The 12,648-nt window shown below is 70.8% G+C and carries 8 protein-coding genes; 2 read left to right on the top strand and 6 right to left on the bottom strand.

From position 1 onward, the window contains the following. Positions 1 to 22 precede the first annotated feature (22 nt). The 3 genes from QMK24_RS09295 to nsdA form a co-directional block, all read right to left on the bottom strand. Positions 23 to 361, bottom strand: coding sequence for a P-II family nitrogen regulator (locus QMK24_RS09295; RefSeq protein ID WP_283464857.1), 339 nt, complete (start codon positions 359 to 361; stop codon positions 23 to 25). Further along, positions 358 to 1,710, bottom strand: coding sequence for an ammonium transporter (locus QMK24_RS09290; RefSeq protein ID WP_283464856.1), 1,353 nt, complete (start codon positions 1,708 to 1,710; stop codon positions 358 to 360). The genes QMK24_RS09295 and QMK24_RS09290 overlap by 4 nt, the downstream gene beginning before the upstream one ends. Positions 1,711 to 1,988: 278 nt before the next feature. After that, positions 1,989 to 3,449: a transcriptional repressor NsdA gene (nsdA, locus tag QMK24_RS09285; protein ID WP_283464855.1), complete on the bottom strand. Its 1,461-nt coding sequence runs from the start codon at positions 3,447 to 3,449 to the stop codon at positions 1,989 to 1,991. Between the two features lie 276 nt (positions 3,450 to 3,725). Between nsdA and QMK24_RS09280 the strand changes: the two genes are divergently transcribed. After that, entirely contained in the window at positions 3,726 to 4,409 is a 684-nt protein-coding gene (locus QMK24_RS09280; RefSeq protein ID WP_283464854.1) for a bifunctional DNA primase/polymerase, read from the top strand. Between the two features lie 208 nt (positions 4,410 to 4,617). On the opposite strand, the gene ftsY is transcribed toward QMK24_RS09280, so the two are convergent. Then, the gene (gene ftsY, locus QMK24_RS09275) at positions 4,618 to 5,823 is read right to left on the bottom strand and encodes a signal recognition particle-docking protein FtsY (protein ID WP_283464853.1); all 1,206 of its coding nucleotides are present in this window, start codon (positions 5,821 to 5,823) and stop codon (positions 4,618 to 4,620) included. Between the two features lie 276 nt (positions 5,824 to 6,099). Here ftsY and QMK24_RS09270 point away from each other — a divergent pair, with 276 nt between their 5' ends. After that, on the top strand, positions 6,100 to 7,086 hold the full coding sequence (locus tag QMK24_RS09270) for an LLM class flavin-dependent oxidoreductase (protein WP_283464852.1): 987 nt from the start codon (positions 6,100 to 6,102) through the stop codon (positions 7,084 to 7,086). Positions 7,087 to 7,114: 28 nt separating this feature from the next. On the opposite strand, the gene QMK24_RS09265 is transcribed toward QMK24_RS09270, so the two are convergent. Further along, positions 7,115 to 8,533, bottom strand: coding sequence for a sugar porter family MFS transporter (locus tag QMK24_RS09265; protein WP_283464850.1), 1,419 nt, complete (start codon positions 8,531 to 8,533; stop codon positions 7,115 to 7,117). 235 nt (positions 8,534 to 8,768) lie between these two features. Beyond that, positions 8,769 to 12,488, bottom strand: a complete 3,720-nt coding sequence (locus QMK24_RS09260; protein ID WP_283464849.1) for an AAA family ATPase — start codon at positions 12,486 to 12,488, stop codon at positions 8,769 to 8,771. Positions 12,489 to 12,648: the final 160 nt, after the last annotated feature.

Raw genomic sequence — 12,648 nt, 5'->3', positions numbered from 1 at the left:
CTCCAGCGCTGGGCGCTATTTGCTAGAGGGCATCCGGTCCGCGCTCGCCGGTGCGTACGCGGACCGCTGTCTCGACCGGAATGCTCCATACCTTGCCATCACCGATCTTGCCGGTGCGGGCGGCCTTGACGATGACTTCGATCAGCTGATCGGCGTCACCGTCCTCGACCAGTACCTCTATGCGGATCTTCGGCACGAGGTCGACGGTGTACTCGGCGCCGCGGTAGACCTCGGTGTGGCCGCGCTGCCGGCCGTAGCCGCTGGCCTCGGTGACCGTCAGGCCGTGCACTCCGAAGGACTGCAGGGCTTCCTTGATCTCGTCCAGCCGGTGCGGCTTCACAACTGCCGTGATGAGCTTCACGCGTCCACCTTCTTCGTCGAGGCGCCGGCCTCGCTGGTCGTGCTGCCGGGGCCGGGAACCGCGGTGGTGCGGACCGAGCCGCCGCCCGCTCCGGCGAAGTCGTACGCCGTCTCGGCGTGTTCGATCTGGTCGATGCCGGTGACCTCATCGTCCTCGCTGACCCGGAAGCCCATGACCAGGTCGATGAGCTTGGCGAGGATGGCGGACGCGACCAGGGAATACCCCAGTACCGCGCCCACGCCGACCGCCTGCTTGCCGAGCTGGTCGAGCCCGCCGCCGTAGAACAGACCCTTGGCGGTCTGGCCGACGCCGCCGGTGGCGAAGAAGCCGATGAGCAGCGAGCCGACGATACCGCCGACCATGTGGACGCCGACGACGTCCAGGGAGTCGTCGTAGTTGAAGCGGTACTTCAGGCTGACGGCCGCGGCGCAGGCCACACCGGCGATGACGCCGACGGCGATCGCGCCGAGCGGGGAGACGGAACCGCAGGCCGGGGTGATGGCGACCAGCCCGGAGACCGCGCCGGAGGCGGCGCCCAGGGTGGTGAAGGAGCCGTGCCTGAGCTTCTCGTAGGCGAGCCAGCCGAGCATCGCGGCGGCGGTGGCGACCTGGGTGTTGGTGAACGCGACGGCGGCGACGCCGTCGGCGCCGAGCCAGGAGCCCGCGTTGAAGCCGAACCAGCCGAACCACAGCAGGCCCGCGCCGAGCATGACCAGCGGCAGGCTGTGCGGCCGCATCGGGTCCTTCTTGAAGCCGACCCGCTTGCCGATGACGAGGATCACGCCGAGGGCGGCGGCGCCCGCGTTGATGTGGACCGCGGTACCACCGGCGAAGTCGATCACGCCGTACTTGAACAGCCAGCCGTCCGACCCCCAGACCCAGTGGGCGACCGGGAAGTACACGATCGTCGCCCACAGGGTGATGAAGAGCGCCCAGGCGGTGAACTTCACGCGGTCGGCGAGCGCGCCGCTGATCAGCGCCGGGGTGATGATCGCGAACATCAGCTGGAAGACGGCGAACACATAGACCGGGATGCCGTATCCGGGCCACAGCTCGGCGATGCCGATGTTGCGCATCCCGAGCCAGTCGGTGCCGCCCATGAAGCCGTTGCCGGTGTCGAAGGCAAAGCTGAATCCGTAGAGCGTCCACAGGATGGTGATGATGCCGAGGCTGATGAAGCTCATCATCAACATGTTCAGCGCGCTCTTGACGCGGACCATGCCCCCGTAGAAGAAGGCGAGGCCCGGGGTCATGATCATGACCAGGGCGGCGCTGAGCAGCATGAACGCCGTACTTCCGGTATCGAGCTTGGGCGCGTCAGCGGCAAGCGTCATGATGGCTGGTGCCATCGGCGTCTCCTCGTCATCCGAGCGGCCCTGCGGGACCGAGCTGGGTGGGCCGGTTATCGCCCAGAGGTTGTCCCAGCCGGGTTTCCGGTGATGCCGCAGGGTGTTTCGCCGCGGTGACGAAGACGTCGCGCGTGTTACGTGAAGATGAACCGTTCCCGGAGGGCGCGGTCGCCGTATACGGGACCGGCCGCGGAAGCCACCCGGTTGACCTGGCGTGGGGGAGCCGAGTCGGGCTGTTCGGGTGGACTGCCGCGGCCGGAGTCTGGAGACGCCGCCGACTAGGCGGTTTCGGCCACTTCGGGGAGCTCGACCGCCAGCCGCTCGGAGAGGTCGATGACCTCCGCCACCTCTCCGAAGTCGCGCATCGCGGTGTCGGCGGTCTTGCGGATCCGGGTGTTCACCCGCTCCGAGCGCACTTTCCTGGCCACCGAGATGGCCTGGTGGGTCATATCGGCGGCCTGCTCGGGGTTGCGCTCCAGCAGGTGGACGGTGGCCATACCGATGAGGTTGAGGGCGTACGCACGCTGGTGGACGGCGTCCTGGCCGAACAGCTCGACCGCACGCTCCATGACCGGGTGGGCGAGCGAGGCGTAGGTGGAGCTGCGGCCGGCCACGTAGGCGAGATCGCGGTAGGAGTGGGCGTTCTCCGCGTTCAGCTCGGCCTCGTTGAAGAAGCTGATCCAGTCCGGGTCCTCGCTGCCGCGGGTCTCGGTGAAGGCGTCCTCGGCCATCCGCACCGCCCGGTGGCACTTGCTGACCTGGCCCATGTTGGCGTAGGCGCGCGCCTCGACCGCGTGCAGCATCGCCTGGGTGGTGGCGGTGGCCGAGTCGCGGCTGCCGTACTGGGCGAGGTGGATGAGCTCCAGCGCGTCGTCCGGCCGGTTCAGGTGGATCATCTGGCGGCTCATGCTGGAGAGGATGAACGCGCCCAGCGGACGGTCCGCCGCCTCCTTGGCGGCGTGCAGCGCCAGGACGAAGTACTTCTGCGCGGTGGGCTGCAGACCGACGTCGTAGCTCATCCAGCCCGCCAGCGCGGCGAGGTCGCCGGTCACCCGGTAGAGGCGCTTGGCGACCGCCTCCCGGTGCGACTCCTGCAGCAGGTCCGTCACCTCGTGAAGCTGGCCGACGACCGCCTTGCGGCGCAGGCCGCCACCGCACTGGCTGTCCCACGTCCGGAACATCACGGTGGTGGTCTCCAGCAGCTGCATTTCCGGCTCGGACAGCCGGTTCGGCCGGTTGCCGGTATCACGCGGCACCCCGGTGGCCGGCGGCGGGAAGCCGCCGAGCGAGGTGGGCACCAGCCACCGCTGCATCGGCTCGACGAGGGCGGGCCCCGCCGAGAGAGCCAACGAGGCTCCGAGGAAGCCGCGACGGCCGAGCATCAGGTCGCTGCGGGAGAACTCGTTGATCAGCTGGACCGTCTGGGGGCCCGCCCAGGGCAGGTCCACGCCCGATTCGGACGGTGACTGGTGCGCGGATCGCAGTCCCAGGTCCTCGACCGGGACCACACAGCCGAATCGCTCGGAGAAGAGCTCGGACATGATGCGCGGGATCGGCTCGCGCGGCTGCTCGCCGTCGAGCCAGCGCCGCACCCTGGAGGTGTCGGTGCTGATGTGGTGGGCGCCCATCTGACGCGCCCTGCGGTTGACCTGACGTGCCAACTCGCCCTTCGACCAGCCACTGCGCACGAACCACGAGTTCAACTGCGCGTTGGGCTGCTTGTCTTGTGTGCCGCCCACCGGTAGGCCCCCATCCGAGTCGCCCAACGCCCTTACGGCCAAGGCCCGTTGAGTCCGGGCCGATATCTTGCCTCCGGCATACCCGGAAGGGACACATGGCTGGCCTCACGAACCGAAAGTAATCCTACGATCACCCATCCGGCGAGTGCCACCACGGAAACGCCACCATTCGCCACCCCTTCGAATGAACTCCTCCGCGGCTGCACACGATTCACTTGACACACGCCGGTCAGGCAGGGGCGTAACCATCGGCGACTGCGACCCGTTGGGGGTGTCATGGGTTTCACGATCGGCGGCATTCGGGATATCCGGTCCGGCTCGCGCCGCAGGGAACGCGCCACGGCGTGCACCACGGTGGCGGAGTACACGGGGTTGTGCGGCTGGGCGGTCACGCCGGGAGCGCGCGCCGCCCGCGGCGGCGGGGTCTGCTCCTGCGGTGACCCCGGCTGCAAGGAGCCCGGAGCCCACCCGCTGGTCTTCGCCGACGAGATCCCGGGCGGCGCGACCCTGGAACAGGCCGCGGCGGCGTGGGAGCAGGTACCGGGAGCGGCGGTGCTGTTGCCGGTGGGCCGCACCTTCGACGTGATCGACGTTGCGGAGCACTCCGGGCGCCGCGCTCTGGTGCGGCTGGAGCGGATGGGGCTGCGGCTCGGTCCTGTGCTGGTCACCCCGACCGGCCGTGCGCAGTTCTTCGTCGCGCCGGGCGCCGCGTCCGAGCTCCCCCACCTGCTCTACCGGATGGGCTGGGACGACGCCGACCTCGATCTGCGCTGCCTGGGGCTCGGCGACCACGTCACCGCCCCGCCGTCCGACCTCGGCGGCCATGGGCCCGTGCGCTGGCTCAGGTCCCCGATGCTCGACTCGGTCCACCAGCCGCCGGAGGCCCGGCTGCTGCTCGGCACCCTGGCGTACGTCTGCCACCGCGACCGCGCGCCCGGCCCCTGGCTCGTACGGTCCTGACAGCGCCACACTGAGAGCAGCACACCGACTGCATTGCACTGAGCGCAGCACATCGAGCGCAGCACACCGAGCCGCTCTTCCCCGGCGACCGCCGACCGCCATCCGGCCGCCGAAGCCATATCCCGGGGAGGCGTAAGGGGCGCCCTTCGGGAGGGGCGCCCCTTACGTATACAACTCTCGCGGCCGTTGGCCGGCCGGACAGGTCGTCTCAGTCGCCGATCAGGGCGTCGACGAACGCCTCGGGCTCGAAGGGCGCCAGATCGTCCGCGCCCTCGCCCAGACCGATCAGCTTCACCGGAACGCCCAGCTCGCGCTGGACCGCGATCACGATGCCGCCCTTGGCGGTGCCGTCCAGCTTGGTGAGCACGATGCCGGTGATGTCCACGACCTCGGAGAAGACCCGGGCCTGCACCAGTCCGTTCTGCCCGGTGGTCGCGTCGAGCACCAGCAGCACCTCGTCGACCGGGCCGTGCTTCTCCACGACCCGCTTGACCTTGCCCAGCTCGTCCATCAGACCGGTCTTGGTGTGAAGCCGGCCCGCGGTGTCGATCAGGACGGTGTCCGCACCCGCGGAGATACCTTCCTTCACTGCCTCGAAGGCGACCGACGCCGGGTCGCCGCCCTCGGGTCCGCGCACGGTGCGGGCACCGACCCGCTGGCCCCAGGTCTGCAGCTGGTCGGCGGCGGCGGCACGGAAGGTGTCCGCCGCGCCCAGCACCACACTGCGGCCGTCGGCCACCAGGACGCGGGCGAGCTTGCCAGTGGTCGTGGTCTTGCCGGTGCCGTTGACGCCGACGACCAGCACCACGGCCGGTGTCGTCTCATGGCTCTCGGTACGCAGCACCCGGTCCAGCGAGGGGTCGACCAGCGTCAGCAGCTCCTCGCGCAGCAGGGCGCGCAGATCGGCGGGGGTGCGGGTGCCGAGCACCTTCACCCGGCTGCGCAGCCGGTCCACCAGCTCCTGCGTCGGCGCGACACCCACATCGGCGGTGATCAGGATGGACTCGATCTCCTCCCAGGTGTCCTCGTCGAGGTGCTCGCGGGAGAGCAGCGCGAGCAGCCCCTTGCCGAGGGTGTTCTGTGAACGCGACAGCCGGGAGCGCAGCCGCACCAGGCGGCCCGCGCTGGGTTCCGGCTGCTCGATTTCCGGAGCGGCCGGGAACGGCAGCTCCTCCACGGCGTCCGGCACGCCAGGCGTTTCGGGGAGGACGACCTCTTCGATCGTCCGGCGGGGTTCGTCCCGTGGGACTTCCGCCTCGTCCCCGACGCCTGGCTCGGCGGGCGGCGTGGTGATGGTCGGCGTGCTCGGCGGTGCGGGCGGCAGCTGCTTCTTGCGGCGGCTGCCGACCACCAGTCCGCCGGCCGCGACGACCGCGACCAGGGCGATGACTACAGCAAGGATGACGGTTTCCATATCCGAACCAGTATCGGTCACGTGCGCGGGTGGCCGCGACAAAGACCGCCCGGCCCGGTCGGCTCCCCCTCCCTCGCTCCGGCCTCCGCTCCGGCCTCCGCCCGGCCCCGCCCGGCCCGGTCCCCGCGCCGTCGCCGCGCCGTCCCCGTCGATGCGGCCGGGTGCCGGGGCGCCCTCCGGGCCGGCCCGTGCGCCGCGGGCGCGCGCCCCTACCAATCTGACATGCCGTCAGCTAGCGTCCATCTGGCCCATCACCGGCGAAGGGAAACGTCTGCCATGCCCATCACGGTCGTCCGTTTCAACCTCGTCGATCCCGCGGCCGAACCCTCGTCGCTGAGCGCCCGCTACAAGGCGGCCCTCGAAATGGCGGCCTACGCCGACGACCGCGGCGTCGGCACCATCCAGACCGAGGAACACCACGGCGCGGCCAACGGCTGGCTGCCCTCGCCCCTCACCTTCGCGGGCGCGGTCTTCGGCGCCACCCGCCGGATCGCGGTCACCATCTCCGCCTTGATCGGCCCGCTCTACGATCCACTGCGGCTCGCCGAGGACATCGCCGTCCTGGACCTGCTCAGCGGCGGCCGGCTCGTGACCGTGGCCGGCATCGGCTACCGGCAGGCGGAATACGACGCGCACGGCCAGGACTGGACGCGGCGCGGCAAGCTCCAGGACGAGATCCTGGAGACGCTCCTGTCCGCGTGGACCGGCGAGCCCTTCGCCTACCGCGGCAGAACGGTACGGGTCACCCCGCGCCCGTTCACCCGGCCCCATCCGCTGCTGCTGGTCGGCGGCAGCTCGAAGGCCGCCGCCCGCCGCGCCGCCCGGCTCGGTCTGCCGCTGTTCCCGAGCGCGCATCTGCCGGAACTGGAGGCGTACTACCAGGAGCGGCTCGCCGAGTACGGCACCGAGGGTTGGTGCATGATGCCGCCGGCGAAGGTCCCGCTGCTGCACATCGCCGAGGACCCCGACCGCGCCTGGGCGCAGTACGGCGAGCACCTGCTGCACGAGGCCCGGATGTACGCCTCCTGGCAGTCCGCCGACATCCGGTCCGCGGTGCGCTCCGCCGCCACCGGGGTCGAGGAGCTGCGCGGCGAAGGTGTCTACCGGATCGTCACGCCCGACGAATGCGTCGCCCTCGCCGAGGCCGGCGGGGATCAGGCGAGCCTGGTCCTGCACCCCCTGTGCGGGGGCATGCCGGTCGACGAGGGCTGGCGCAGCCTGCATCTGCTGGCGGAGCAGGTCCTGCCCCGCCTGAAGGGGTGAGGCGTGACGACCCGCCCATGACGGGGCGTTACCCCATCTCCTCCAGGGTCTTGCCCTTGGTCTCCTTCACGAACTTGAGCACGAAGGGGATCGAGAGCAGGGCGAAGCAGGTGTAGATGACGTACGTCGCCGACAGGTTCCAGTCCGACAGGCTCGGGAAGCTCGCGGTGATCGCCCAGTTGGCGATCCACTGCGCCGAGGCGGCCACGCCGAGCGCCGCGGCGCGGATCCGGTTCGGGAACATCTCGCCGAGGAAGACCCAGACCACGACACCCCACGAGAGGGCGAAGAAGAGCACGAAGACATGGGCGGCGATGAGCGCCACGGTGCCCTCGGTGTTGGGAAGCGTCCCGGCGGTGGTCTTGGCGGAGAAGGCCCAGGCCTCCAGCCCCAGGGCGACGGCCATACCCACGGAGCCGATCAGCGCGAGCGGCCTGCGGCCGATCCGGTCGACGAAGATCATCGCGATCACGGTGCCGATGATGTTCACGATCGACGTGGTGAACGAGTACAGGAAGGAGCTGCCCGGGTCGATGCCCACCGACTGCCACAGCGTGGACGAGTAGTAGAACGCCACGTTGATGCCGACGAGCTGCTGGAAGACCGAGAGGCCGATGCCGACCCAGACGATCGGCAGGAATCCGAACCGGGAGCCGAGCAGGTCGCCGAAGCGGGACTTGTGCTCGCTGCGCATGGCGTGGTCGATCTCGGCGACCCGTGCGTCGAGGTCGATGTGCCGGCCCTCGACGTCGGCGAGCACCTGCTTCGCGGTGTCGACCTTGCCGACGGAGATGAGGAAGCGCGGCGACTCGGGGATGGCGAAGGACAGCAGCCCGTACAGGATGGCCGGCACGACCATCACGCCCAGCATGACCTGCCAGACCTCCAGGCCCATCAGTTTTCCGCGCTGGTCGCCGCCGGCGGCGTTGAGCAGGCCCCAGTTGACGAGCTGGGAGATGGCGATGCCGACCACGATGGCGGCCTGCTGGAAGGAGCCCAGCCGTCCCCGGTAGGCGGGCGGGGAGACCTCGGCGATGTACGCGGGGCCGATCACCGAGGCCATACCGATGGCGATACCGCCGAACACCCGCCACATCGCGAGGTCCCACAGGGCGAACGGCAGCGCGGAACCCACGGCGCTGATCGTGAAGAGCACGGCGGCGATCTGCATGACGCGGATCCGGCCGATGCGGTCGGCGATACGGCCCGCGGTGGCGGCGCCGATGGCGCAGCCGATCAGTGCGATGGCGATGACCTGGGCGAGGGTGGCGGATCCGATGTCGTATTTACCGCGGATGCCCTCGACGGCGCCGTTGATCACCGAGCTGTCGTAGCCGAAGAGAAAGCCGCCCATGGCGGCGGCCGCGGTGATGAAGATGACATGGCCGAGGTGATCCGGATGAGCCAGTCGGCCTTCCGGGCCGGCCGCACGTGCGGTGCTGGTCAACGTGTACTCCTGGGGCTCGGCGGTGAGCCCTCGCGTGAGGGGCTGGATCTTCCAGGGTCGACCGCCCCCCGGGCGGCCACCACTCGAATGTAAAAGTGACGTTGCCGAGACTATGCCTTCAAGTTTCGAAGTCAACAGGGGGTCAGCAGTCGCCGCGAGCAGCCATGAGCACAGAGATCACTCGCTTGAGTTCAAACATTGAAGACGTGAAGAGTCAGGAAGAGTGCAGGAAGGGTCAGGCGGTCTGCCGCTTGCCTTCGCGCAACCGCTGGCTGATCACCTTGGAGACCCCATCGCCCTGCATGGATACGCCGTACAGGGCATCGGCGACCTCCATCGTCCGCTTCTGGTGGGTGATCACGACAAGCTGTGAACTCTCCTGGAGCTCCTCCATGATCCGGATCAGCCGCTGCAGGTTGGTGTCGTCCAACGCCGCCTCGACCTCGTCCATCACATAGAACGGGCTCGGCCGGGCCTTGAAGATCGACACCAGCAGCGCCACCGCGGTCAGCGAGCGCTCACCACCCGACAGCAGCGACAGCCGCTTGATCTTCTTCCCGGGCGGCCGCGCTTCGACGTCCACGCCGGTCGTGAGCATATTGTTCGGATCGGTCAGGATCAGCCGGCCCTCGCCACCGGGGAAGAGCCGCGAGAACACCCCCTCGAACTCCCGCGCCGTGTCGTGGTACGCCGCCGAGAAGACCTGCTCAACACGCTCGTCGACCTCTTTGACGACCTGCAGCAGATCCAGCCGGGTCTTCTTCAGGTCCTCCAGCTGCTCGGTCAGGAACTTATGGCGCTCCTCCAGCGCGGAGAACTCCTCCAGCGCCAGCGGATTGACCTTCCCCAGTTGCTGGTAGGCCTTCTCCGCCGCCTTGAGCCGCTTCTCCTGCTCCACGCGCACGAACGGCCTCGGCTGGTTGCGCGGGTGCTCCGGGTCCTCCGGCAGCTCCTCGCCCTCGGCCGGCAGCGACGGCGGCACCGGATGGTGCGGGCCGTACTCGTCCACCAGTCCCGACGGCTCGATGCCGTGCTCCTCCAGCGACCTGGTCTCCAGCTGCTCGATACGCAGCCGCTTCTCTGCGCCCAGCACCTCGCCCTTGTGGACGAAGTCGGTCAGCTTGTCCAGCTCTGCCTTCAGCTCCCGGCCCTGCCGGCGCTCCTCCCCCAGCTGCGCCTCGCGCTCCGCCCGCGCCCGCTCGGCCGCCGCGCGCTCCTCCTCCGCACGGGACACCGACACCGCCACGTACTCCAGCAGGGCCCGCGCACCGGCCAGCACCGCCGCGGCGACCCGCGCCTCGTACTCCAGCCGCGCCCGGCGCCGCTCGGCGCGGGCCCGCGTCTCGCGCTCCAGCTGGGCCGCACGGTCCAGCCCGTCGGCCCGTCCGGCCAGCCCCTTCACCCGCTCCTCGTGGGTACGGACCTGGAGCCGCGCCTCCATCTCGGTCTGACGGGCGTTGGCCCCGTCGGCGGCCAAGCGGTCCCGTACGGAGGTGTCCGGCTCCTCCTCGCCCGGGGTCTCCCCGGCCTCCCCCAGCCGTACCGACAGCTCCTCGAACTCCTCCATCGCCACGGCCAGCGCCTCCTCGGCCCGCCCCACGGCGGAGGCGCTGCGCTCCACCTCTCCCCCGGCCGCGCGCGCCTGCCCGGCCAGCCGCCCCAACTGCTGCGCGACCGACGACTTCTCCTTCTCCGCCGCCCGCCGCCGCTGCGCGAGCGCGTCGACAGTCCGCGCAGCTGCCGCGCGCTGCTCCTTCGCCTCCCGCTGGTCCTCCGCCAGCGACCCGCACAGCGCCGCCAGCCGCTCCAGTTCCCGCGCCGCCTCGTCGACGACGGCCCGCACCTCCAGCAGACTCGGCACCCCCGCCGACCCGCCGTGCGCGAAGTGCGCGGCCAGCACGTCGCCTTCGGCGGTGACGGCGGTGAGCCCCGGGTGCGCGGCCACGAGGGCTTCCGCGTCGGTGAGGGTTTCCACGACGACCGTGTCGCGCAGGAGACGGCGGACCGCGGGGAGCAGATCGTCCGGCCCGCCGACGAGGGCGGCGGCGGGGCGGGTGCCGGCCGTCAGCGTGGCGGCTTCGCCGCGCGCGTGCGGTACGGCGGCGGCCACGGCGGCCTGATGCATCGTTGCCGGCTGCGGGCCGGTGGCCGGGCTGTGCCCGCCCTCTCCCGGAGCCGCGCCTGTGGCTGCCCCCGCCTCGACCCGCGCGACACCTGCCCACACCCCGGAGGACGGTCCGTCCGCCACCAGCAGGGCCGCGCGGCCTGCGTCCTCCTTGCGCAGCAGCCGCAGCGCGTCGGCGGCGGCCGAAGGGCCCGATACGGCGATCGCGTCGGCCGCCGCGCCGAGGGCGGCCGCGACGGGGACCTCGAAGCCCGGCGCCACGGTGAGCAGTTCGGCGGCGGGGCCGAGCAGCCCGCTGAGCCGGTCGCCGGCGGCGAGCAGCGCGCCGGTGCCGTCCTTGCGGCGCAGTCCGAGGGCCAGCGCGTCGCGGCGGGCGGTGAGGGCGGCGCGCTCACGCTCGGCCGCGGTGAGGGCTTCGCGTACGGCCGAGAACGCCTCCTCGGCCTGCTGCTGTTCGCGCCCGGCGGCGTCGAGGCGCTCCTCCAGCTCGGAGTCGTCCGCCTCCAGGCCGTCCACCCGCGCCTTGAGTTCCTCGTACTCCTCCTGCGCGGATTCGGCGCGGTCCCGTGCCTCGTCACGGGCGGTGGCGAGCCGACCGATCTCCGCCTCGGCGGAACCGGCGCGGCCACGTGCCGCGTTGACCTGGCCCTGCAGCCGCGCCAGGCCCTCGCGGCGGTCCGCGATCGCCCGCGCCACGGACCTGAGCCGCTGTTCCTCCGCGGCGAGTTCCCGTTCCAGGGCGGCGCGGTGGTCGACGGTGTCGTCCAGCGCCCGCTGCGCCGCGTCGAGCGCCTCGGTGAGTTCGGCCTCCTGCTCGCGGATCCGGGCCGCCTCGCGTTCCATGTCCTCCGGCTCCCGGCCGCGCCGCTCCTCGGCCGGCTGCCCGGTGGCGTGCCGCACCCGCTGTTCGGCGAGCCCGATCGTGCCGCGCACCCGTTCGGCGAGTTGGGAGAGGCCGTACCAGGTCGCCTGCGCGTCGGCCAGCCGCGGCGCGAGTGCTCTGACCTGCTCCTCCAGCGCGGTCTCGCGCTGCAGGGCGGCCGCCAGCTCCCGTTCCACCGCGTCGCGCCGCTCCTTGAGCGACGCCTCGTCGGCGACTTCGGCCCGCAGCGCTTCGCGCAGGATGACGAGATCGTCGGCGAGCAGCCGCAGCCGGGCGTCCCGCAGGTCGGCCTGGATGACGGCGGCGCGCCGCGCGACCTGCGCCTGCCGTCCCAGCGGCTTGAGCTGCCGCCGCAGCTCGTTCGTCAGATCCTGTATGCGCGCGAGGTTGGCCTGCATCGCGTCCAGCTTCCGCAGCGCCTTCTCCTTGCGCTTGCGGTGCTTGAGCACCCCGGCCGCCTCCTCGATGAAGGCGCGGCGGCCCATCGGGTCGGCGTGCAGGACGGAGTCGAGCTGGCCCTGGCCCACGATGACGTGCATCTCGCGGCCGATACCGGAGTCGGAGAGCAGTTCCTGGATGTCCAGCAGCCGGCAGGTGTCGCCGTTGATCTGGTATTCGCTGCCACCGTTGCGGAACATGATCCGCGTGATGGTGACCTCGGCGTACTCGATGGGCAGCACACCGTCGGAGTTGTCGATCGTCAGCGACACCTCGGCGCGGCCCAGCGGCGGGCGGCCGGTGGTGCCGGCGAAGATGACGTCCTCCATCTTGCCGCCGCGCAGCGACTTGGCTCCCTGCTCGCCCATGACCCAGGAGAGCGCGTCCACCACATTGGACTTACCGGACCCGTTGGGGCCTACGACGCACGTGATGCCGGGCTCGAAGCGCAGCGTCGTGGCGGAGGCGAAGGATTTGAATCCGCGCAGCGTGAGGCTCTTGAGATGCACGCCGTCGGACTCTACCTTCCGGCTTCGGTTTCGCCAGGGAAGGTGCAGGGCACATCAGACGAAGAGATCAGTGATCGTCGGGGGGCCTGCGGGGAGGACGGAACGACGAAGGGACGCCGAAGCGTCCCTTGCAAAATTCTCTAGCGGTGCCGTGGCACCC

Origin of the sequence: Streptomyces sp. PH10-H1, assembly GCF_030063355.1 — a bacterium.
GTDB lineage: Bacteria > Actinomycetota > Actinomycetes > Streptomycetales > Streptomycetaceae > Actinacidiphila.
This window is presented reverse-complemented; position numbering and strand designations above follow the sequence as displayed.

What these genes read in the sequence shown, in the direction of transcription:
- QMK24_RS09280 (WP_283464854.1), top strand. Translation starts at nt 3,726, where the DNA reads ATGGGTTTCACGATCGGCGGCATTCGGGATATCCGGTCCGGCTCGCGC.
- ftsY (WP_283464853.1), bottom strand. Translation starts at nt 5,823, where the DNA reads ATGGAAACCGTCATCCTTGCTGTAGTCATCGCCCTGGTCGCGGTCGTC.
- QMK24_RS09290 (WP_283464856.1), bottom strand. Translation starts at nt 1,710, where the DNA reads ATGGCACCAGCCATCATGACGCTTGCCGCTGACGCGCCCAAGCTCGAT.
- QMK24_RS09270 (WP_283464852.1), top strand. Translation starts at nt 6,100, where the DNA reads ATGCCCATCACGGTCGTCCGTTTCAACCTCGTCGATCCCGCGGCCGAA.